Below are 22777 nucleotides of genomic sequence, written 5' to 3' on the forward strand. Positions count from 1 at the left end.
TGGGGTTGCCTTTCCCTTTTCTTCCCCCCCTAAATCCGGGGCCCCCCCCACAACTGTAAACAAGCACGTAAGATGGGGGACATGGAGCATCCTGCGTATAGCCAACTGCGTCCCATCACCGATTCTGTAGGCGTTGTACTGTGCCCGAACCCGAGCTACTCATCGCTCGAAGGCACGAACGCATACGTAATCAAGGCGGAGGGGGATAGTCGTTGCATTGTCGTTGATCCAGGTCCGGAAGACGAGGGCCACTTGAATGTTTTGCATCGTTACGCTGGCGACGTTGCGTTGATTCTGCTCACGCACCGTCACGGCGACCACGCCGATGGCGCAGATCGTTTCCGCCAGCTCACCGGTGCACCAATTCGCGCGGTCGACTCGCGCTACTGCTCAACTGGGCAGGAAGTACTGCAAGATGGTGAGCGCATCGTTATCGATGGCATCACCCCTCAGGTTGAGGTTGTGCTCACCCCAGGTCACACCGCAGATTCGGCTTGCTTCTTCATTCATACGGGCGCTGGCGAAGATGATGTCGAAGGCATCATGACGGGCGATACCATCGCTGGTCGCCACACCACCATGATCTCCGAGACCGATGGCGATCTTGGTCAGTACATGGAAACGCTCAAGCTTCTCGACGAGCGCGGCAAGGGCATCCGACTACTCCCAGGCCACGGTGCCGAGCTGCCGGACATCACGGTAATGACTCAGAAGTACATCGAGCGTCGTCAGCAGCGCCTCGACCAGGTTCAGGAAGTGCTGGACAAGCTGGGTGAAGATGCAACGATCAACGAGATCGTTGACGAAATCTACACCGATGTTGACCCAGTACTGCGCCACGCTGCAGAGCAGTCCACGCGTGTTACCTTGCGCTACTTGCAGAAGCAGAACGCGCAGTAGTTTTTGGGTAGTGGCCCCGTCTGTGGGCTGGATAGCCCGCTGATCACGTAAAAAAGACCTCCTTCGGGAGGTCTTTTCGTATTCAATGGGTCGTATTAAAGGGTGCCAGTGTTTCGCAGCCTAGTCCCGGTAGGCCTCAGTGCCTCGGTTCAGCCACGCGTAGACACCACCGATGAGGAAGCCACCGCCGATGATGTTGCCGACCCAGACGAATACCCAGTTGATGGACACGGCAGCAACAGTCATATTCGCAGGTAGGGGATCTACCGAGAACGCGGTGATGGAAAACAGCGAGAAGTTCGCAATCACGTGCTCCAAACCGAGGCCTACGAAGATCGCGATCATCGACAAGATAGTCAGGAACTTACCTGCGAAATCCTTCGCAAACATCGCGCCGACCACACCCATGTTCACGACGAAGTTGGCCAGAACCGACTCGACAAGGAGTTGAAGGACATTTTTGTTGAGTTTCACTGAGGTCAGCGTCGTAAAGAGATTTGCTGCGTCGAGCCCAGCGAACCTCGCCGAGAACGACAACATGAAACCAATCAGGGCAGCGCCAACCAGATTAAACAAGGTGCAGATGACGATGCTGCGGAAAGCAGTGCCCCACGAGACGTACTTGTTGGAGGCACCGTAGGTCATGAACATCATGAGTCCGGTCGCCAACTCCGCACCCAGAATGATGATGGAGTAGAGGCCGAGGCCAAAGAGCATGGCGAAAGTAATCGCGCCGAGGCCAGGCGCCAAGGATTCAACAGCATTGCCGACGATCCCCGCGAATGCTGTGCCCAACGTCAAGTACGCGCCAGCCAGGATCGATCGCACTGCAAATCGTGGAAAATCCTGATCAAGCAGTGCGGTCTTCTTAACTACGGCAGCTTCAATGGACTGGTTGAGGCTCATGGTGCTCGCGTTTCATGCGTCGGCGAATCGGTTGTCTAGCGATTTCTAGACTAGTAAGGGAAAACCGCAAAAATATAACCGCCGACATTCCGCAGGGGGAATGCGACGGTTACTGTGGCGTTGCCGATTAGCGTGCGCGACGAGCCAAACGCTCGGTGTCGCAAATCAGAACAGACTTGCCCTCAATGCGAATCCAACCACGATGAGCGAACTCGGCAAGTGCCTTGTTCACAGTCTCGCGGGAAGCACCGACCAGCTGAGCGATCTCTTCCTGCGTCAAATCGTGGTTCACGCGGAGGTTCGTGCCCTCCTGGATACCGAAGCGGTTAGCCAGCTGAAGCAGAGCCTTTGCGACGCGACCCGGAACATCAGTAAAGATCATGTCTGCCAGCGAGTTGTTGGTGCGACGCAGACGACGAGCGAGCATACGCAGCAGCTGTGCAGAAATATCTGGGTGAGCTCCAACCCAGGTGTGCAGCTGGTCGTTATTCATCACGGCTGCGGTGACCTCAGTGACACACACTGCCGACGACGTACGTGGGCCTGGATCGAAGATGGACAGCTCGCCGAACATATCGGATGGACCCATGATGGTCAGCAGGTTCTCGCGACCGTCAGCGGAGTGGCGGGCAAGTTTCACCTTGCCCTCGATGATGATGTACAGGCGATCGCCTGGTTCACCTTCGTTGAAGATCGTGGTGCCACGAGGAAAGCGAACAGTCTCCAAATCATCGAGAAGAGCCTGAACGGCATCCGGGTCGACTCCCTGGAAGACACCGGCGCGGGAGAGAATCTCCTTCACATCGTCCACTGCTGTTTTCTCCTTTTCTTTAGGCATGCGTAGTCTGCGTGCACCGCGAATTGCGCACAGCAAATACACACCCGGAATCTGCAGCAATCCGCATTTACGACAACCCACATTAAATCTGTGACGAACCCCACTCTAGAGGAAATCCCGAAACCATGTGTATTTAGATGGTTTTTGTGTCCCTCCACAGTCCACCCGCATGACCTGGTAAACGACAGTGAACAGCTCCGGACGATCCCGTCGGAAGCCCACTCGATAGGATCAGGACATGGCTAGCGGGGCAGCACATAGTGCGGTGGTGAATGGTGGGCGTCGTCGTAAAGTGGGCGCACATCCAGCAGCGAAGGGAAAAGAGACGCGCTTAGGCATGGTGCGACGCGCCCGTCGTATCAACCGTGCGTTGGCAGTGGCGTATCCCGATGCGCATTGTGAACTGGACTTTCGCAACCCGTACGAGTTGGCAGTGGCCACGATCCTGTCGGCGCAGTGTACAGACGTGCGGGTGAACCAGGTGACTCCGGTGTTGTTTGCAAAGTATCCAACCCCAGAAGCGCTGGCTGCCGCAGACGTCCGTGACGTTGAGGAAATCATCCGGCCGACGGGTTTCTATCGGGCGAAGGCGGGCAACATTATCGGTTTCGCGGAAGGTGTCACGGCACGCTTCGCTGGGGAGGTTCCGGGGCGGCTGGAGGATCTTGTTGCGCTGCCGGGTGTCGGTCGAAAAACCGCCAACGTGGTGTTGGGGAATGCGTTTGATGTGCCGGGGCTGACAGTTGATACGCATTTTGGTCGCATCGTTCGGCGATGGAAGCTCACCGAAGAAGAGGATCCGGTGCGAGTCGAGCGCGAGATCGGTGACATCATCGATCGCAAAGAATGGACGATGTTCAGCCATCGTGTGATCTTTCATGGTCGGCGCGTCTGTCACTCCCGAAAAGCTGCGTGCGGAGCCTGCTTCCTCGCCTCCGAATGCCCCGCCTACGGGATCGCCGGTCCGACTGAGCCTGATGTGGCCGAAAAGTTGATCAAATCCGGCGACCGGGAATGGCTACTCGAACTAGCAGGGTTGACCCAGCCACCACATGTTGAGTAACCAATCCATAATGTGAATAGTTAGATCCTAGGCTTCCGAGCCCCTCGCTCGACCTTCTCCGTCAAAATCCGCCAACCCTTCGCAGACCCCCTGAACTGGAATAGATGCACCATGTCAACCGATCCACTCCCAACTAGCGTTCCCCGAGTTTCCGGCAGCAAGTCGACTCTCATCGCGCTCATTGTTGTTGTGCTCGGCACGATTGCGATCATCGGCGCAGCCATCTACTTCACGACGGGTGGCAACGATTCTCAGCCCGCTTCCAGCGAGGGACTGGGCATGGAGCCGAATTTGCCTGTTGAGAACGTCGCAAAGCGTCCTGAATGTCCAGCTGGAGATGACCCAGAAGCACTTGCCGCGAAGGCTGAGCTGAACCCGGAGAGCCCACTGGCGAAGGTGTCGCTGCCGTGCTTGGGTGCGCCAGAGCAGGGCGACATCAACCTGGGGGAGGCGCTGGCTGGCAAGCCTGCCGTGATCAATGTGTGGTCATGGAATTGTGCGCCATGCCGTGAAGAGATCCCGTTCTTGCAGCAGTGGGCAAAGGACAACCCGGATGTGCACGTCGTGGGTGTTCAAGCAGCGACCAGCGAGGGTCGTGGTGCTGCGTTCCTGCAAGAAATCGACACTGACTTTGTTTCCTACCAGGACAGCCTGGACACAGTTGGACCAGCTCTTGAGTTGCCACGAGTGGTGCCGGTGACGGTGGTTGTGCGACCGGATGGCACCGTCGCAAAGGTTTTCCCGCAGGCGTTTACAACAGTCGAAGAATTCGATTCGGCTGTACGCGGCGCGCTTGGTGATGCTTAATAGCAGTTATGGACATGGAGGCACTTTTCTACCGCGACGAACCTACCGGCACGACACCGGCGGGGTTACGTGTACCCAAGTGGATGCTGCCGATTGTCGATGACAGTCATCGCGTGCCGACGAGCTCCGAGGACCAATTGGAATCGCTGCGCAGAGCATCGTCGACGCTGGATACTCCTCTGGAGCGGCCCAATATGTCAGCTGTACTGGTGTTGCTGAGCGGGTGGTTTGATGGGCATTCCTTGCCGGCTGACGCCTCGGTAGTTCTCATGCACCGCGCGACCACGCTGCGCAAGCATGCTGGGCAAATGTCGTTTCCGGGTGGGCGGATGGATCCGACGGACCGGGACCCGGTGCACACAGCGCTGCGCGAAGCCGAAGAGGAAACCGGGCTTGATGCGCGAACTGTCACGCCACTGCGGGTGCTCGATGCAATTGACATTTCGCGTACCGGTTTCGCCGTGCATCCAGTGCTGGCGTACTGGCACGCGCCACATCCGCTCACAGCGGTTGACCCCGCTGAGACGGATGAAGTACTGAATGTGCCAATTCGAGAACTAATTGACCCGGCTAACCGTTTACAGGTTGGGTACGGGAATTGGTCCGGGCCTGCATTCCGCGTTGCTGACTTCATTGTGTGGGGATTCACTGGCGGAGTGCTGAGTCATCTTCTCAATATCGCTGGTTGGGCGGTACCGTGGAATGACTCAGAAGTACATAATTTGCGGGAGACACTGGAAGCTTCCGCAAATGGTGAGGCCTTTGGCCTGGGAGGACAACTTCGATGACACTAATGGCGACGGTCGCCGCAACATCAACAGGCTCGTTTGTTGATGTACTTCTCATTGGTGTCGTAGTTCTTGCCATGTGGATCGGCTGGAAGCAGGGCGCAGTGGCAGCGTCACTGGCTATCCTCGGTGTCATCGCTGGTGGCGTGCTCGGGTTGGAACTTGCCCCGCATGCAATGAAATCTGTTGCAGGCTCGCTGCCGAAGCTCATGGCTGGGCTGGCGTTGGTGCTGATTCTCGTGGTCATTGGCCATTCTGTGGGATCCGTTGCTGGCCAATCGATTCGCAATAACTTGCGTTCTCCGACGGCTCGTGGTGTCGACTCTGGTTTCGGAGCTGTCGTACAAACTATCGCAGCGTTGCTCGTGACCTGGCTCGTTGCTGTTCCCATGGCAACTGTGGTGCCGGGGTTTGTTGGTGAGCAGATTCGCGAATCTCGGGGTCTCAACATTGTGGATGCGCTTGCCCCGGACTCCATGAATGGGCTGGTGTCTGACATTCTGCGCAGCCTGAATCAGAACGGCATGCCCGTCATTTCACCAAGTTTCGGCGATCAACCTCAGATGGAAGATGTGCCTGCTGACCCAAGCGTCGTCTCGCAGGATGTCGTCGACGCGGTTCGTCCGTCCATCGTTCGCATCATGGGCGAGGCGCCACAGTGCCAGCGCCTGTTCCAAGGAACTGGCTTTGTGGTGGATGAGGACACTATCGTCACCAACGCTCACGTTGTCGCAGGTGCAGAAACTATTCGCCTAGAGACGGTCATGGGTGTCGTCGATGCCGATGTCGTTCACTTCGATCCTGTCGACGACGTCGCGATTCTCCACAGCTACCAACTAGGTTTGCCAGCGGTCGAATGGGCAGACGCGCCCGCATCGGATGGCGATGGGGCTGTGGTCCTCGGCTTCCCAGAGTCTGGGCCGTTCAAGGCTATCCCTGCTCGCGTTGAGACAACACTGACTATCCGTGGCTCCGACATCTACTCACAGGGACGGCACGACCGTCAGTCGTATGTGCTGCGTGCCGACGTTCGGCACGGCAACTCTGGCGGCCCACTCATGACGCCGGAAGGAAAGGTTTTCGGCCTTATTTTCGGTGCGGGACTGAACTCCGAGGAGACTGGTTACGCGCTGACTGCTGTAGAAACACGGGAACACATTGAGCAGGCGAAGGACCTGACCACACCAGTGGATACGGAAGAGTGCGTGGAGCAGTAGCGCTCGGCGTGGGTGCTGGCGCTAGTGCTCGAACGTTTCCATTGCCGTACCGATTGCTTCGGCAATAACCTCCGGGGCTTCCACCGGAGGGAAATGGCCGATATTAGGCAACAGCAGCGGATTAGCCACGTCTTGGCCACCGCCCGCGATCAATTGGGCGCGCTGCAGCGTTTCAGGCGACAAGGACGCTTCTAGGAGCCTTTTCGGCGTCGATTGGTCTAGCTCGCCAGCGATCAATTGGGCCTCAGGCAATCCAGCTTGGTTTAGCTCCGCCAACCACCGCACCAATCGAGGTGGCCATGGCTTTGTCCACCAATCAGCGTGCTGCAATGCGGTGGACAATGCACCAGAAGCCAGAGACAGTCGCATCAGGTCAGCAGTCTCGGCGCCTAGCTCCGTATCAGCGAAATTCGCACCTTCTGGGGTGATTCCGGTCCGAGCCATGGAATGAGTAACCACGTCTTCAATACGTTGCTCGTTCGACGTCGAGGGGCCCAACAAGCGACGGCCAATCCGACTAGGGAAGCTTTGGCGACCTGTCCGTCGCAAAGTAGAGCCCACAATCGTCCGCGACTCGCGCGACCACGGCTTGCTCTTCATTTCGGCAACCCACGCGCGCGGATGCACCGCACCGCTGAGAATCAACGAATCAATGAGCTGCGGATGCCGAGCAGCCAGAGTCCAGGCAATCCACGAACCCAAACCATGCCCGACGACGATCGCCTTCGTGTGGCCCATCGCTCGAATAAGGCCAGCCGCATCTTCAGCAGCGATAACAGGGCTGTACCCATTCGGGGTGCGGTCCGACGGTGCGTAACCGCGCATGGAGGGGGCTACGGCGTGAAAGGGATCGTCGGCAAGCAAAGCAAGCACACGACGCCACTCGAACCAGCCACCAGTAGATCCGTGGAGGAAAAGCACCATGGGATCAGACATGGCCCCGCATTCAGCGACGTGAAGCCTTTGGCCCCGGACATGCACCATGCGGTGCGACCAGGGGCCGGGGAGCAAAAGATCGTCTGAAAACGAGGCCATGGAGAAAAAGCTTAACGGAAGAACCTACAAGTGAGGCTTAGGTGTACATTCCGTTCTTGTTTACTGCGACTGCGTCAGCGGACTTGGAGTTCGGAATAACCGTCTTCAAGTCCTGGACAGAGTCGATGGTCTTCTGCGGCTTCTTGACCGACTTGACCTTCTTCAAACCAATGAGCGCACAGACACCAGCGATGACCAGCATGATGACGAAGACGATGAGGAAAGCAGCCCAACGTGGCAGCCACTCAGAGATTAGCTCGGCGAGGAAGAAGAAAAAGAAGAACGACGAGTACAGTGCAACAACGCCCGCTACCGCGAACAGTGCGCCACCGATGCCACCCTTCTTAGCCTCTCCAGCGAGTTCGGCCTTAGCTAGCTCGATCTCTGAACGAACCAGGGAAGAAACCTGCTCGGAAGCAGACTGAACTAGCTGGCCAATGCTAGCTTCGCCCTTTGCGTGAACATCAACATCGCTCAATGGGATGGAGTTAACGCGTGGTGCATCGGTCGGGCCTCCGTTAGTGAATAGACCATTGTTCTTGTCGCTAGTCACGTGCGTCCTCCTGCGAATTTTGTTCGTAACTCTGTGCGTAATACTACCTATCATTGCGCGTCTGGCGCGTTCAGGATGTGCATCTTAATGATTTTGATATGAATCTGCCTCTGCAAGCACCGTTAACCTTTATCGTTGAATACATGAATTTGGGTACTCCAGGCGGCACAGGTTCGGGTCCGCGAGAACTATCGATCACCAGCGTGCGTCACCTGTCTGGTGGTGCCGAAGGCGCCATCAAGCAGCACGGCCAAGCCGAGCAGAAGTCGGAGCCGGGTGCTACGAACGATCCGCTTGCACCGCTCATGGCACTCGACGGAGTAGCCGAAGCCGCAGAATCCGCGGCAGCAGCGATTTCTGCAGTGCACCGCCACAAGGCGAATCTGCGTAAACACAATGTCACCGGCTCTGAATCTGTATTGCGCGGTGCCCGTGCCTCGGCATGGCTTGATGGTGGCGACCGCACTTTGCCTGATGACGGCACCGTCACTGACCCAGTTCTCTCTGCCGCTCTGCGCGCTGCGGATTCCATTGCTCCAGAGGCCATCAACGAAACCATTCGAGTCTGGCAGCGGGCTCCAATGCAAGTTCTGGCACGACTTGCTCTGGTGACATCCAACGCCAACGTCGCCAGCGATTACGACTCCGCCACTCGTTCACCGCTGGGTCGCCCAGTGGGGGATGATCGCCTTTCTGCCGCGATGAAAGAACAGCGCCTGCACATTCTCGGCGATTTCATCACCGGTGGTAGCTCCATTCACGGTGCGGTGCTGTCCGCGATCGTGCACGGCGAGTTGCTCTCGATGCGCCCGTTCGCCCAAAACAACGGCATCATCGCACGTGCTGCATCTCGCTTGACGACGATCGCCACTGGCCTTGACCCACGAGGACTCGCAGTTCCCGAGGTCTATTGGACACGCCACCGCGACAAGTACGAAGCTGCGGCCGAAGCCTTTGCGTCTGGAGAGCCAGACGGTGTGCGCGAATGGATCCTTCTGCACATCGCAGGGCTGGAAGCAGGCGCCGTGGAAGCACGCGGAATTGCCGAAGCTGTCTAGGAAGTAGCTGCTCCTAGGGCAGAGCAGAGACTAAGAGTCGGTGTTGCTTGGACGGGAACGTCGCAAAGCAAATCCGACAACGATTGCCGTAACAAGCGCAGTTACTACCGAAACAGCAGTGACGCGTTGCGATGAGGTCTTAAACAGCGGTTCCGGATTGTGGAAGTCGCGGATCGGCCAGTTGCGTTCCGCAGCGAGCTTGCGCAGCGCCTTGTCTGGATTCGTCGCCATGGGATAACCGACGGTACTCAGCATCGGTTCGTCTGTGATCGAATCAGAGTAGGCATAGCAATAGTTCAGGTCATAGCCGTGAAGCTTGGCCAGACGCTGCAGCTCCGCAGACTTATTGCCACCACGGCAGAAGAAAGGGACAACCCCGGTATAGATGCCATCTTTGACCTCAAGCCGGGTGGCAACCGTACGCGGAACACCGATTGCAGCAGCGATAGGCTCCACGAGTTCCTCCGCAGATGCGGAAACGACGTACACATCGTGGCCAAGACGCTGATGATGCTGAATGAGCTCGCGAGCCTCCGCATACACATACGGCGAAATCACCTGGTGAAGTGACTCTTCCGCAATCTTGCGAACAGTCTCGGCCTTCCAACCAGTAACCATTGCCGACAGCTGATCGCGAGCAGCTTCCATCTGATCGTGATCGTGGCCCTGGGAAATATACAGCGCCTGGCTCAGCGCCATTTGCACTACGCCCGAGGTACTGAGCAGCCCAGATTCATGGAATTTTTTGTTGAACGCGTAGGCCGAACTCTTCGCAATAATCGTCTTGTCCAAATCAAAGAACGCAGCGACACGACGACGCGCTGGAGCCGGAACAGCAGACTGCTTCCGTCGCGCCGACTGACCTGATTCGTTCTGATAGCTCACGCCCCCGAGCATAGCGACAAAGACGGATGACAAACCACGCAAATAGCTGTTGGCAGACAGTGAGGTTTATGTCATACTGACCCTGGTTGGCCCCGATATACTGTGTGGCCGCCCCCAGCTCGCCCCCCGATGCTGGGTTGATGCCTCGCGCCAATCCCCCCCCAGGCGCGAGGCGTCTTTTTATGCTTTTGGCTAGGGGGCTGGCGTTATCCACAGTTGGATGGTTGTGCACAGATGACGGTCGTCGTGAAGCTTTCGCGGAGCACGGCTTACCCAAACCCAGCACAGTGTGAGCCATGCACAACGACACGAATGCACATCCAATCGTGGTGGCAGCCGCAGACTCAGCGTTGGCCGAGGAAGTAGCGACAGTTATCGCTGCAACAGGCCGAACCATGGTGACAGTGACCAGGGTGAATCCAACCGATGCTGCATGGAGGCGAGCTCCAGCGGTCATTGTGGACATCGAGGCTGCGGAGCAATTGGCGGAGTGCGAATCGGAGCTGGGGGATTCGTTGTTCGTGGTGCATCTCGATGGGGAGGAACCGGATTGGGATCTGGCAGCGGATGTAGGAGCCTCGGCGGTGATGGCACTGCCATCGTGTGGTGTGGATTTGGTGGAAGAGCTGGGTAGGTGTGATGTGCCTGTGGCAGCTCCGAAAAGCCGGCCCACGTCCTCGAAGATTGGCAGATCTCCGCGTCCGGCCTTGCGCGCGACGTCACGCCGGGGACGTGCCCTCGCCATCGTTCCGGCTGTTGGCGGCGCTGGCGCATCGGTCGTCGCGGCGGCCATGGCAATGGGAGCGTCGAAAGAAGGCCCGGCGATTCTCGTCGATGCGGATCCGTACTCGGGTGGCGCTGACCTACTTGTAGGTATCGAGCACGTCCCCGGTATTCGCTGGCCTGACGTGCGAGCTGAATCGGGTCGGCTCGATTTCACGGCGCTCATGGCAGCACTCCCACAGATCCCTGCTGGACCTGCGGTGCTTACAGGCAGCCGATCGCGTGACGACGACGGCTGGACCATCACTGAAACCGCAGTCGCATCAGTCGTGGATTCTGTGGTGAGCACAGGCGGGACGGCAGTGGTCGATGTGCCGGGGGCGGAGTGGCTGGATGAGGACGTCGTGAAGCAAGTCGACTTGGTTGTGCTTGTCGTGCCGTTGACTGTTCGAGCTGTGGCAGCGGCCAGTCGTTGTACGACGCTGTTGCAGTCGATGGGTACGGAGGTGGTGGCGGTGACGCGAGGACCATCGTGGGGTGGGGTAACTGCAGCTGATGTGGAGTATGCGACGGGGCTGGAAGTCATAGCGGAGCTGCCATATCTGAAGCGGCTGGCTCGGGAAATTGAGAACGATGGGTTGGGGCGGAGTGCGGGACGGCTAATCCGAGAGTTAGCGCCTGTGGCGGAGCGGATGGGGAAGCAATGACGGATCTGAAAGATGACCTTCTGGACCGAGTCCGGGGACGCTTAGCTGATCTGCCCGTCGGCCTTGATACTGCAGCTATTGCGCGTGCGGTACGTGAAGAAGCGGGTGGAGTAATTGCAGATGCGCAGTTACTAGGCATCCTTCGAACAATGCGCGACGAACTATCCGGAGCAGGAATTTTGGATCCGCTGCTGCGTTTGCCCGGTGTGACGGATGTCCTGGTTACTGCACCCGACAACGTATGGATTGATCGCGGAAACGGCCTAGAACTCACCGACGTGAAATTTCCGGATGACACGGCGGTTCGCCAACTTGCGGTCCGTCTTGCCAGTGCATGTGGACGGCGCCTGGATGATGCGCAGCCTTTCGTTGACGGGCACATGCCCGCCAGGCGAGGCCACACCGGCGGTGCCGTTGGCGTGCGCGTTCATGCGATGTTGTCTCCACCTGCAGCCACGAACACTCTGATTAGTCTGCGTATTTTGCACTCGGCGAATCGTGGATTGGCAGATCTCGTCGAGCGAGGAACAGTGCCCGAGCGAGTCGGTGAGGTGTTGCGGGGGATCGTCGAGAAGCGAGTGTCGTTCGTCGTTGCTGGTGGCACAGGTTCCGGCAAGACGACGCTGTTATCAAGCTTGCTTGCAGAGGCTGGGCATCATGAGCGAATTGTCATCGTTGAGGACACCCCGGAGTTGCTGCCGGCGCATCCGCATGTGGTGAAGCTGGTCGCGAAGCCACCCAATGTGGAAGGTGCTGGTGAGATTACCCAGCGAGATCTGTTGCGGCAGGCACTGCGAATGCGCCCTGATCGGGTCATTGTTGGTGAAATTCGGGGAGCAGAGGTCGTGGATCTGCTGGCAGCACTCAATACTGGCCACGATGGTGGCGCTGGCACCGTGCATGCCAATCGAGCTGTCGATATTCCTGCTCGCTTCGAAGCACTGGGAGCGCTCGGCGGACTATCCCGCGATGCTTTGCACGCGCAGCTTCGACCTGCATTGCGCGTGGTACTCAGCGTTGAGCGCGTTAGTGCAGGATCGGGCGTGACGACGAGGCGGTTGGCCCATATCGGAGTACTCGATGGAAACCCGATCCGGGTACGGACTGCGTGGAGTTTCATGGACGGGGATGGCGAGGCGATGGGCGTGCTGCGGTCGCTACTGGGCGATGTCGCCGGGCCAACGTTGCAGGTAGTGAGGTGACGGGTGTCTATTTTCGGGGTGTCTGGCGTAGATTCTGCGACCGTCACAAGCTGCCTGGTACTGGGGGCAGGAGCTGTCGTTGCGTGGCCGGAGCGGTCTCCGCGAGTACGGCTACCAGAGTTGTGGCACCTTACTCGAGAAACCTCGGGAGCGAGTGCATTGGTGGCAGTCGCGAAGTGGCTGGCGATCCCCGCGGTGCTGTGCGTCATTTGGGCAGGTGTCGCGGTTTCTACCGCTGCTGTGCTGGTGGGCTGGACAGCGTTGACGTTGTATCGAGAGCAGGGGGAAATTCGTCGAAAAGCGGAACACGATGCTGCGTTGGAACGTGCTCTGGATGGGGTTGTCGCGGAGTTGCGAGCCGGAGCCAGAGTGCAGTCAGCACTTCGTGAATCCGGGGCAATGAGCCACGAGTTGGCTGCCAGCGCGGCATGGAGATTGGCTCAACACCATGGGCTTCCGCTCGCCGACATCCTCGACCGTGCGAAAGACGATGTCGCTGCCCGGCGCGCACATTTTGCTCGCACATCGGCAGCGCTTGCTGGGCCTCGCATGACGATGCTCATTCTCGCTGCATTGCCAGTCTTCGGACTCATCCTTGGGCAAGCATTCGGTGCCGAGCCACTGCGCTTCCTGCTGGGCAACGCGGGCAGTAGTGGGCTCGCTGGGATGGGAAACATCGTCCTGGTCACGGGTGTCTTCCTCACCTGTGCAGGTCTGTTGTGGAGTCATCGAATTCTTTCGACAGCGGAGGGGACACCATGATCACTGCACTTCTCGTCGCCGCTGTTGCCGTTGTGGTGCTGCCTGCCCGCGATTTCAGTACCCGTTGCCCCGAACTTGTATCTGGTTCTGCCACTGCCGATACGGATGCAGCCACGGCGCTCCGCATTCACATCGTGCTCCTGCAGACCATTCGACGGGCGCTCCCTGCCCGGCTGGACGGTTGGATTACGGTGAAGCGTGCAGACAGAGCTCGTCGTCACGCGAACCCCGCTGCCTTGCTTGAAGCAGCGACAATCCTTGATCTGGTGGCGGCGTGTGTAAAAGCAGGCATGACGACGTCCGCCGCTATCCATGCAGTTTCACTCCATGCATCACCGCGATTGGGAGAGCCACTGCGGGCTGTGGCAGGGCGACTGGCGCTTGGTGCGCCGGGGGTCTGGGAGTCACTGATCGGAGTAGCGGAGTTCGCGGAGGTCGCCGTGATTGCGAAGAGGTCGATAGATTCGGGCACCGCTTTGTCGGAGGGGATCGAGCAATTGGCAGCGTCGCATAGGCGGGTGGCGGGCGATGCGGCCGAAGCTATGGCAGAGCGTGCAGGAGTGCTGATCGCGGGACCGTTGGCCTTATGTTTCCTCCCCGCGTTCGTGGCGATCGGGCTCGTGCCCACCATCGCTGGGCTTGCCGAAACCATGTTCAGCGACATCGTCCCAGGTGGTGGGTGACGTGGCACAGCGACAGCGGGCTCCACCACAGCACGTGAGGGGAGTCAATATGCCGGCGTCGATGCTGAGCAAAGCCGACGCTGAGAAACGAAAAACACCATATTCACAATCTCGAGGGGGAGATTTCCATGTCTACGATCCAACCACTGAACACCGAGCCAATCCACACCGAGCCCAGCTGCGCGGAGTCGACTGCCACTGCACCCGAATGCCCACCAGTAGGTTTGCGTGATCGCATTCGCACTCGTCTGCAAGCTGCGGTCATGAATGATGACGGGATGTCCACGGTGGAGTACGCATTAGGAACAATCGCAGCCGCCGCATTCGGTGCGTTGCTGTACACCGTCGTCACGGGCGGTGATATCACCGATGCGCTGACGGGCATCATCGAACGTGCCCTGAACACGGACGTATAGCCAAACACCGGAAAGGACAAGAGCAAGAAAGGGCAGGCCGATGAGAAAAGTACGTCGTGTGCTCGCGAATGACTCCGGGCAATCAACCGTGGAGACCGCGTTCGCCATTACAGCGCTTGTGTCAGTCCTGATGATTGCATTGGCTGCCATCGCAGGCATCGCGACGTACCTCTCTGTCACCGACATCGCAGGCCACCTTGCTCGCGCCCATGCCCGCCAGGATTCCCATGCAGTCGAGGCCATGACCGGCACACTGAACTTCAACGCGACCGTCGATGTCGAACAGGATGCGGATACTGTCACCGTCACCATTTCCGTCCCACTTCAGCTTTTCGACGTCACCGCCACCGCAACAGCGCTCACTGAGTCATCGACGGCAGGTGAGGAGTGATGGTGGGGGACAGTCGTCGTCACGTAGTTCGTGCGTTAAGACATTCGGTCGGCAATGATGCTGGCTCAACGACGGTAACTGGGGCGTTCTTTATCTCAGGTTTACTGGTGCTCGTACTGGTGTGCGTTCACGCTGGAATTGGCCTGGTGGAGCATCGACGAGACTTAGTTGCCGCGGACCTGAGCGCGGTAGCTGCGGCAACTGCGTTGATGGCTGGGCGCGACGCGTGCGGGGTGGGAGAGGAGATCGCTAAAAGGAATGGCGCGAGCCTCGACGAATGTGATGTCGATGGGGAAGACGTACAGGTTCGCATTGCTAAGGCGCGAGCCCGAGCAGGGCCAGCGGCTACTGCTCCAGAGCAGAGATAGGTAGGTCGTGATCGTGTGCCCAACTAATGACCGACTTCAGCTTGCGAGTTCGCAGGAAGGCGGCGAGGGTTTCGCGGTCGTGGGCACCGGACGAGTCGGTGAGGCGCTGCGCGAAATGAGGCTCTAGCGCAGCAACTGCGACGTGACCGTCGGCTACTTCGTAGATGCCGTAAAAGTCAGTTGTGTCACACAGCGGGCCACCCGGCGCGGTCAGTCCGTGGCGGTGAGCTGCAGCGGCATCCTGGGCACCTTGCTTCAAACCGATTCGAGCGCGACCACCAGAACCGGTGCGTGAGCGACGGAAAAGCAGGCCAAGAGCTGCAGTTACGGCGTTCTCTCCGCCCATCGTGTCCGCCAAGAGGACAGCTGGCATGGCTGTCGGGCTGAGCAGACCCGATTCAGCCTGATAGGTGAGGTCGTGACCAGGCTGCTCGGGATCTGCAGAGTCACCAACGATCTCGACATGACACAGGTGTGGCATGCGGTCGGCTGCATCGGCAACGCCCATTCGCGCCAATGCCTTCGGGCGAACCGACGTGATCAGCACATCTGCGTTGTGCAGAAGCTCATCTAGCTGAGCGCGCCCCTCGGCGGACTTCGCATCGATGGTGATCAGCTCACAGCCATCGTTGAACTCGTCGTACCACGCCGGACTTGCTACCTGCACAATGTCCGGGGTGGGGGCTAAAACTCGAGTGACCTTGGCGCCCATGTCCCGCATTCGCGCAGCGGCCCATGGGCCAGGCACGTTTGCCGCCATATTCACGACATGGATGCCTTTGAGCGCATCGGTTGGAATCTTGTCGGCCGAGACATGTGGGCGTGCAGAATCACTGGTGTTGGTCATGGCAGTAGTGTAACCCGCATCACAGTGTCGAGGTGTGGGGATTCGGAAGCGAATTGCCTGGTTTAGGGGCGAATTGCCTGGCGCGAACGATAAGGCGCGGCCCCAGAGCTACGCCTGACCTACGCCAGGGCCTCCACCAAGCCAGACAGCACCTTAATAGCGCCAGCCTTATCCAGCGGCTCATTGCCATTTCCGCATTTCGGCGACTGAATGCATGACGGACATCCCGCATCGCACTCACAGGACTTCACCGCATCACGGGTCGCACGAATCCACTCAGCGAATGCTTCATAACCTCGATCGGCGAAGCCCGCACCGCCCGGGTAGCCGTCGTACACAAAAACTGTGGGTTGAGCAGTATCGATGTGCAGGGCCGTCGATACGCCACCGATATCCCAACGATCACACGTCGCGATGAGCGGCAACATACCGATCGCCGCATGCTCAGCAGCGTGGAGCGCGCCGGGCGCATCTGCAGCCGATACCCCCCAGCGACGCAGCACCGTCTCGGTCAACGTGTACGCCACCGCACGAGTTTCCAGGCGTTGAGCCGGATAATCCAGTTCGACAGAATCGAGGACGGTGCCGTTCGGGAGTCGTCGTAAGTAGGAAGTCACCCGGTTGAACACTTCTACCTGCGTCGACGCAACCTGAATGCCAGGTGCGATCTCCTTCATCGCGTCGACGTCAAGAATACGAATGTCAGTGTCCATGCGCGAATGCGTGGACCACTCGGGAACCTCGGGATGAACGACAGCAATGAGCTCGTCGAGGTTCAGCTCATCGACCACGAAAGACTCGCCACGATGCAGATACACAGCACCGTCGTGAACCTGCTGCATCGCCTTCGACATATCAATCGTGCCCAGCAGTCGCCCATCCGTGCCGTCCACTATGGCGATCTCCGGGCCGTCACCACCGCGCACGTTCACCGCTCCGTGAGCACTGGCAATACGTGGCCCCTCGTCACGATCAGTAGGGAAATACGTCAGCTCCGACTCCTCACGAAGGCCCGCCCGGCGACACCGCAGCCAACCCTTCGCCACCATGTCATCCGCAATATCCAGCGCACCCCACTGCAGCAGTTCGCGCTCGCCAAGCGGCTTCTCGACGGCCGCACAGTACAGGTGACCCCACACGACATGGGGATTGAGTGGGTCGAACACAGTCTTCTCGACAGGTCGCCCCAACAGCGCCGATGGATGATGAGCAAGGTATGTATCCATCGGATCGTCACGGGCAACCATGATGACCAGAGCGCCTTGACCTCGTCGGCCAGCCCGTCCAGCTTGCTGCCAAAATGAGGCAACCGTGCCGGGGAACCCTGCCTGAACCACGGCATCCAGCCCACCAATGTCGATACCCAACTCCAGCGCATTGGTCGTGGCAACTCCGAGCAAGTCGCCATCGTCTAAGCGCTGTTCAATTTCGCGCCGATCTTCTGCGAGATAACCCGCGCGATACGACTCCACACGCTGCGCGATCGATGCCTTGCCTTTGCGTTCTAGGCGTTCCCGGACTCCGAGTGCAATGGTTTCAGCACTGCGCCTCGATCGAGTGAAGGTGAGCGTGCGGGCACCGTCAACAAGTAAATCGGCCATGATGTCTGCAGCTTCCACCGGTGCTGGTCGACGAACCGGTGCCCCATTTTCACCCTCCAAGTCAGGTAATAGCCCTGGCTCCCACAAGGCAATGGTGCGGGCACCGATCTCAGCGCCATCCTCGGTGACAGCTTGCACCGGGTATCCGATCAGTCGAGTTGCTTGATCTGCGGGATCGGCAGTGGTTGCAGATGCGAAAACGACGGTAGGGGCAGCGCCATAGTGAGCAGCAAGGCGCAGCAAGCGCCGGAGGATTTGGGCAACGTTTGCTCCAAAGACACCTCGGTAAGCGTGACACTCGTCGACGACCACGTATTTCAGATTCCTCAGTAGGCGTGCCCAATACTGGTGCCGCCCCAAGATGCCAATATGCAACATATCGGGATTGGTGAAGACCCAGCGAGCATCTTCACGTACCGCGCGACGAATATCCTGAGCAGTGTCCCCGTCGTAGCTGGCCACAGCAATAGGAGCAACGGAATCAGAGATGCTGGGGCGAGGAGCGTCGAGAAGTTCCGTTGTTAGCTCGCGGGCATTCGCGAGCTGGTCAGCACCAAGTGCCTTCGTCGGCGACAAATACAGCGCAGTTGCAGTGGAGTTGAGTGCCAAGTCGGTCACGACAGGCAAGAGATATCCCAGAGACTTGCCCGACGCAGTGCCCGTGGCAACAACACAATGCGTACCTGAGTGAGCCAGTTCCGCAGTCTCCACCTGGTGAGTCCAGGGTTTCGCAATTCCTCGCCCGTTGAGAACATGAACCAGCTGGGGCAACACCCACTCAGGCCACGGAGCCGTGGTGCCTTCGCGACCAGGAAGATCCGCAATATGGGTCACCGTTGACCGGGGATGCGACGAAATGATCGGAGTCAGCAGTTCGCGACCAAACGACACCGAATGCTCCTTTCGTACTTCTCGCATGCCTTGCACGGGGCGCTGTGCGGGCGGCTTGGGGGTGGAAAGTTCGTGTTAAGTGAAAAAAGTTTTCGATGAACAAAGTGACCTGAAAAACCACGCTCACGGACTGATGTTCCAGGCCAGCGCCTTGCCGAAGTAAATTACAGTAGACAGATTTGTCGCCCGCTCCGGGGGTGAAGCCTGAAAATAGTAGCACTGCTCATACTGAGAAAACGCTCGACAGGTGGCAGACTACATCTCGTGACGTTGTCGAGCCAGGCAGCGTGATTTACAGCAATTTTAAAGAGGTATTTTTTATGGCACAGGGCACCGTTAAGTGGTTCAACTCGGAGAAGGGCTTCGGGTTCATCGCCCCAGCTGACGGAGGCAACGATGTCTTCGTTCACTACTCTGAAATTCAGGGCAATGGTTTCAAGACTCTTGAAGAGAACCAGCCAGTTGAGTTCGAGGTTGGCGAAGGCCAGAAGGGCCCACAGGCTCTGAACGTTACGCCACTGTAAACACAGGCAACGTACTTCAAAGACAAACCACCCGCACCTAGATCTCGCTTAATTGCAAAGATCCAAGGGCGGGTTTTTTGCGCCCGAGTGTGGGAGAATATTGGGTCACGATTCGTCGTAAAGCTAAGTAATAGAGGAATAACCGAAAACGCACATTCTCCCCCTAACGTGCATTGTCTGTACGAGTTGTGTGTACGGTATTCCTTTAGATTGCCGAAACAGTTCGCATATTCGAGGAAAACTTGGGCGAGTGTTTCGCAATAAACGCAATGGTCGGTGCCGCACCTGCGCTGACGCCATTCACACAAGGTAATGGCAACAGGTGGACGGAGCCGGCGTAATCCTTCCAGTCCGCGAAAGTTGCAGGGTAGTTACCAGGTGGCAGAGAACAACGGCATTAAGCGTCTCGTGATTGTTGAGTCACAAACTAAGGCACGCAAGATTCAGCCTTATCTTGGTGATGACTACATCGTCGAGGCATCCGTCGGCCACATTCGTGACCTCCCACGCAGTGCAACGGATATCCCCGCGAAGTACAAAAAAGAACCGTGGGCTCGTCTTGGTGTGAATGTAGACAAGGGCTTCGAACCTCTCTACATGGTTAGCCAAGACAAGAAGAAGAAGGTCGCTGACCTCAAAGCCAAGCTCAAGCTTGTCGACGAGCTATATCTCGCAACAGACCCTGACCGCGAGGGTGAAGCCATTGCTTGGCACCTGCTTGAGGTGCTGAAGCCTAAGGTGCCCGTGCGCCGAATGGTTTTCCACGAGATCACGAAGCCAGCGATTTTGGAAGCAGCCGCGAATACGCGTGAGCTGGATCAGAACTTGGTGGATGCACAGGAAGGTCGTCGTATCCTCGACCGCCTATATGGCTACGAAGTGTCACCGGTGCTGTGGAAGAAGGTTATGCCACGACTATCGGCTGGGCGTGTGCAGTCCGTGGCAACCCGCGTGATTGTCGAGCGCGAGCGCGAGCGCATGGCGTTCCGTTCCGCTGAGTACTGGGATGTCGAAGCAACTCTCGATACTGGAATTGATTCCTCAGATCACACGGAGGTTCGCGAGTTCACTGCGCGCCTGACTGGTGTCGATGGCTCTCGTGTCGCTACCGGCCGTGACTTCGATGACCGTGGTCAGCTGAAGAAGCCAGAGGGCATCACCGTTGTCGACGAGCCTATTGCTAAGGCAATCGCTGAGGGGCTGGCCCAGGCCGCTTTGACGGTGACGTCGGTGGAGGAGAAGCCGTACACGCGTCGCCCGTACCCACCTTTCATGACTTCGACGTTGCAGCAGGAAGCTGGTCGCAAGCTGCACTTCACGTCGGAGCGCACCATGCGAGTTGCGCAGCGACTGTACGAAAACGGTCACATCACGTACATGCGTACAGACTCAACCACGCTGTCTCAGTCTGGCATTCAGGCTGCCCGCAAGCAGGCTCTGGAGCTGTATGGCCAGCAGTATGTCGCTGACGGCCCTCGCCAGTATTCCCGCAAGGTCAAGAATTCGCAGGAAGCTCACGAAGCTATTCGTCCTGCTGGTGAACGCTTTGCGACGCCCGGCCAGCTGGCCAGCTCCCTCGATGCCGAAGAGTTCAAACTCTACGAGCTGATTTGGCAGCGCACCGTCGCATCCCAGATGGCGGATGCGCGCGGTACGTCCATGAAGGTCACCATTGCTGGTCGCTCCGAAGCGACCGGAGCTGGCGCTGCTGCCACTGCTCGTGATGTTGAGTTTGCGTCGACTGGTCGCACGATTACGTTCCCCGGCTTCCTGAAGGCATACGTCGAAGTTTCCCAGCTTAACGACGGCCGCAACGTCGCCGATAACGCTGAACGACGCCTGCCACGACTGCAGGAAAACCAGCAGGTCGAGGCGAAGAACTTCGAGGCTGAAGGTCACTCTACGAACCCACCAGCGCGCTACACGGAAGCATCCCTGGTTAAGCGCATGGAAGAGTTGGGCATTGGTCGACCATCGACGTACGCGTCGATCATTAAGACCATCCAGGATCGTGGCTACGTGTACCCACGAGGTAACGCATTGGTACCAAGCTGGGTTGCATTCGCAGTTGTTGGTCTGATGGAAGAGTCCTTCTCTGACCTGGTCAACTACGATTTCACGTCCGAGTTGGAAGACGAACTCGACGAAATCGCAGCAGGCAACAAGGACCGCACAACGTGGTTGACGGGCTTCTACTTTGGTGACGATGTCAAGCACAGGCACAAGGGTGCCGACGCAATCGCTACCCACGGTGGCCTGAAGAACATTATCGACGTCAACCTTGAAGCTATCGATGCGCGCAAGGTCAACTCGCTGCACGTGTTTGACGACGCAGAAGGCAATCCCATTGTCGTTCGCGTTGGTCGCTATGGCCCATACCTGGAGCGTGTTCGTCGCGGAGCTGGCGAGAACGGTGCTGACGAAATCCAGCGTGCAAACATCCCGGAGGGGCTGACACCAGACGGCCTCGACCTGGAAACCGCAGAGAAGCTCCTGGCAATGCCACAGGGCGGTCGCGAGCTTGGCGTGAACCCAGCTAATGGGCGCATGATCGTCGCCAAGGATGGTCGTTATGGCCCGTACGTCACCGAACTGGTCACCGACGAAGAAAAGTCCGGGATAGAGGCGAAGGCTGAGGAGATCGTCGCCAAGGAGCGCGCGGAGGAAGATGCTCAGCGCGCGGCTGACGGCATGCGCAAGAAGAATTGGGAGACCAAGACTGCTGCGAAGCAGAAGGAAAAGCGCATCGCGGAGATCGTCGAGGAAACGCTGAAGCCAAAGACGGCGTCGTTGTTCTCGTCGATGGAGCCGTCCACGGTCACGTTGGAGGATGCGCTGAAGCTGATGTCGCTGCCTCGCGAAGTTGGTGTCGACCCCGCTGATGGAGAGCTTATTACGGCACAAAACGGTCGCTATGGCCCGTACCTGAAGAAGGGATCAGATTCGCGTTCGCTTGCCGACGAATCCCAAATCTTCACCGTCACCTTGGACGAAGCTCGCCGGATTTACGCGGAGCCAAAGCGTCGTGGTCGTGCTGCGGCAAAGCCACCGCTGAAGCAGCTTGGCGACAACGACGTTTCGGGCCGTCCAATGTCGGTCAAGGATGGTCGTTTTGGTCCGTACGTGACCGATGGTCAGACGAACGCTTCGCTTCGCAAGGGCGATACGCCAGAGACGATCACGGACGCGCGTGCGTGCGAACTGTTGTCCGAGCGTCGTGCCAAGGAAGCTGCCGGTGGAGGCACGAAGAAGACTACGCGGAAGCGGACGACTAAGAAGTCGACGACGAAGAAGACAGCCAAGAAGGCAACCAAGCGTACGACGAAGAAGACTACGAAGAAGGCTACGTAGCGCAGCCACCAGCACCTGTTTTGACGATGGCACCATGTGTCACCGCACGGCACTGAGTATTTCCACACGACACCACTTATGACCGAGTAGGCAACAATTCCGGCTGTTTTTCGGCCCAGAATGATGCCTACTCGGTCATAAGTCGTTTTTAAGGCGGGAGTCGTTTAAGGCAGGCGAGCGCACTTGCGACTGTCTCCTGCCCCGCCACACTCCGGCCGCACTACACCCGCTCCCGCACCCCTTGTGGCATATCGAAAAACG

At 58.3% G+C, this 22777-nt stretch carries 22 protein-coding genes; 15 read left to right on the top strand and 7 right to left on the bottom strand.

Annotated features, from left to right (window positions below; translation table 11 throughout):
* The first annotated feature begins 81 nt into the window (after nt 1-81).
* Entirely contained in the window at nt 82-900 is an 819-nt protein-coding gene (locus WG934_RS01180) for an MBL fold metallo-hydrolase (RefSeq protein ID WP_339976758.1), read from the top strand.
* Between the two features lie 120 nt (nt 901-1020).
* Here WG934_RS01180 and WG934_RS01185 read toward each other — a convergent pair whose 3' ends face one another.
* Together WG934_RS01185 and glxR are read right to left on the bottom strand one after the other, a co-directional pair.
* Nucleotides 1021-1806, bottom strand: coding sequence for a formate/nitrite transporter family protein (locus WG934_RS01185; RefSeq protein ID WP_339976760.1), 786 nt, complete (start codon nt 1804-1806; stop codon nt 1021-1023).
* Between the two features lie 127 nt (nt 1807-1933).
* Complete coding sequence (gene glxR, locus WG934_RS01190) at nt 1934-2617, bottom strand: CRP-like cAMP-activated global transcriptional regulator GlxR (RefSeq protein ID WP_339976762.1); 684 nt, start codon at nt 2615-2617, stop codon at nt 1934-1936.
* A gap of 265 nt (nt 2618-2882) precedes the next feature.
* Here glxR and nth point away from each other — a divergent pair, with 265 nt between their 5' ends.
* The 4 genes from nth to WG934_RS01210 all read left to right on the top strand — a co-directional run bounded on the left by nth (nt 2883) and on the right by WG934_RS01210 (nt 6519).
* Entirely contained in the window at nt 2883-3707 is an 825-nt protein-coding gene (gene nth / locus WG934_RS01195; RefSeq protein WP_339988386.1) for an endonuclease III, read from the top strand.
* 111 nt (nt 3708-3818) lie between these two features.
* Entirely contained in the window at nt 3819-4514 is a 696-nt protein-coding gene (locus tag WG934_RS01200) for a TlpA family protein disulfide reductase (RefSeq protein WP_339988388.1), read from the top strand.
* Nucleotides 4515-4528: 14 nt separating this feature from the next.
* Nucleotides 4529-5302: an NUDIX hydrolase gene (locus WG934_RS01205; protein ID WP_339988390.1), complete on the top strand. Its 774-nt coding sequence runs from the start codon at nt 4529-4531 to the stop codon at nt 5300-5302.
* Between the two features lie 5 nt (nt 5303-5307).
* The gene (locus tag WG934_RS01210; protein WP_339976770.1) at nt 5308-6519 is read left to right on the top strand and encodes a MarP family serine protease; all 1212 of its coding nucleotides are present in this window, start codon (nt 5308-5310) and stop codon (nt 6517-6519) included.
* A 21-nt stretch (nt 6520-6540) separates the two neighbouring features.
* Here WG934_RS01210 and WG934_RS01215 read toward each other — a convergent pair whose 3' ends face one another.
* Nucleotides 6541-7554: an alpha/beta fold hydrolase gene (locus tag WG934_RS01215; RefSeq protein ID WP_339988392.1), complete on the bottom strand. Its 1014-nt coding sequence runs from the start codon at nt 7552-7554 to the stop codon at nt 6541-6543.
* Between the two features lie 37 nt (nt 7555-7591).
* On the bottom strand, nt 7592-8107 hold the full coding sequence (locus tag WG934_RS01220) for a phage holin family protein (protein WP_339976774.1): 516 nt from the start codon (nt 8105-8107) through the stop codon (nt 7592-7594).
* Between the two features lie 143 nt (nt 8108-8250).
* Between WG934_RS01220 and WG934_RS01225 the strand changes: the two genes are divergently transcribed.
* Nucleotides 8251-9165, top strand: coding sequence for a hypothetical protein (locus WG934_RS01225; RefSeq protein WP_445228165.1), 915 nt, complete (start codon nt 8251-8253; stop codon nt 9163-9165).
* Nucleotides 9166-9195: 30 nt separating this feature from the next.
* Here WG934_RS01225 and WG934_RS01230 read toward each other — a convergent pair whose 3' ends face one another.
* Complete coding sequence (locus WG934_RS01230) at nt 9196-10050, bottom strand: HAD family hydrolase (protein WP_339976776.1); 855 nt, start codon at nt 10048-10050, stop codon at nt 9196-9198.
* A 296-nt stretch (nt 10051-10346) separates the two neighbouring features.
* Between WG934_RS01230 and ssd the strand changes: the two genes are divergently transcribed.
* The 7 genes from ssd to WG934_RS01265 all read left to right on the top strand — a co-directional run bounded on the left by ssd (nt 10347) and on the right by WG934_RS01265 (nt 15302).
* Nucleotides 10347-11480, top strand: coding sequence for a septum site-determining protein Ssd (gene ssd / locus WG934_RS01235; protein ID WP_339988394.1), 1134 nt, complete (start codon nt 10347-10349; stop codon nt 11478-11480).
* Nucleotides 11477-12682, top strand: coding sequence for a TadA family conjugal transfer-associated ATPase (locus WG934_RS01240; RefSeq protein WP_339988396.1), 1206 nt, complete (start codon nt 11477-11479; stop codon nt 12680-12682). Before ssd ends, WG934_RS01240 begins: the two co-directional genes overlap by 4 nt.
* Before the next feature lie 3 nt (nt 12683-12685).
* Entirely contained in the window at nt 12686-13444 is a 759-nt protein-coding gene (locus WG934_RS01245; protein WP_339976781.1) for a type II secretion system F family protein, read from the top strand.
* A complete protein-coding gene (locus tag WG934_RS01250; RefSeq protein ID WP_339988397.1) occupies nt 13441-14127 on the top strand; it encodes a type II secretion system F family protein in 687 nt (228 codons plus the stop codon). Before WG934_RS01245 ends, WG934_RS01250 begins: the two co-directional genes overlap by 4 nt.
* Before the next feature lie 224 nt (nt 14128-14351).
* Nucleotides 14352-14543 carry a DUF4244 domain-containing protein gene (locus WG934_RS01255; RefSeq protein ID WP_339978702.1) on the top strand — a complete coding sequence of 64 codons (192 nt, stop codon included), beginning with the start codon at nt 14352-14354 and terminating at the stop codon, nt 14541-14543.
* Nucleotides 14544-14583: 40 nt separating this feature from the next.
* A complete protein-coding gene (locus WG934_RS01260; protein ID WP_339988399.1) occupies nt 14584-14934 on the top strand; it encodes a TadE family type IV pilus minor pilin in 351 nt (116 codons plus the stop codon).
* Nucleotides 14934-15302, top strand: coding sequence for an Rv3654c family TadE-like protein (locus tag WG934_RS01265; protein ID WP_339988401.1), 369 nt, complete (start codon nt 14934-14936; stop codon nt 15300-15302). Before WG934_RS01260 ends, WG934_RS01265 begins: the two co-directional genes overlap by 1 nt.
* Here the strand turns inward: WG934_RS01265 and WG934_RS01270 are convergent.
* Entirely contained in the window at nt 15280-16149 is an 870-nt protein-coding gene (locus WG934_RS01270) for a CoA transferase (protein ID WP_339976789.1), read from the bottom strand. The two genes, WG934_RS01265 and WG934_RS01270, sit on opposite strands and share 23 nt — an antisense overlap.
* A gap of 119 nt (nt 16150-16268) precedes the next feature.
* Nucleotides 16269-18668, bottom strand: a complete 2400-nt coding sequence (locus WG934_RS01275; RefSeq protein ID WP_339988403.1) for a DEAD/DEAH box helicase — start codon at nt 18666-18668, stop codon at nt 16269-16271.
* Nucleotides 18669-18961: 293 nt separating this feature from the next.
* Between WG934_RS01275 and WG934_RS01280 the strand changes: the two genes are divergently transcribed.
* Together WG934_RS01280 and topA are read left to right on the top strand one after the other, a co-directional pair.
* Nucleotides 18962-19165: a cold-shock protein gene (locus tag WG934_RS01280; RefSeq protein WP_339976793.1), complete on the top strand. Its 204-nt coding sequence runs from the start codon at nt 18962-18964 to the stop codon at nt 19163-19165.
* A gap of 378 nt (nt 19166-19543) precedes the next feature.
* Nucleotides 19544-22516, top strand: coding sequence for a type I DNA topoisomerase (gene topA / locus WG934_RS01285; RefSeq protein WP_339988405.1), 2973 nt, complete (start codon nt 19544-19546; stop codon nt 22514-22516).
* The last annotated feature ends 261 nt before the right edge of the window (nt 22517-22777 follow it).

Source organism: Corynebacterium sp. H78 (assembly GCF_037572275.1).
In the GTDB taxonomy this organism is placed as follows: Bacteria; Actinomycetota; Actinomycetes; order Mycobacteriales; family Mycobacteriaceae; genus Corynebacterium.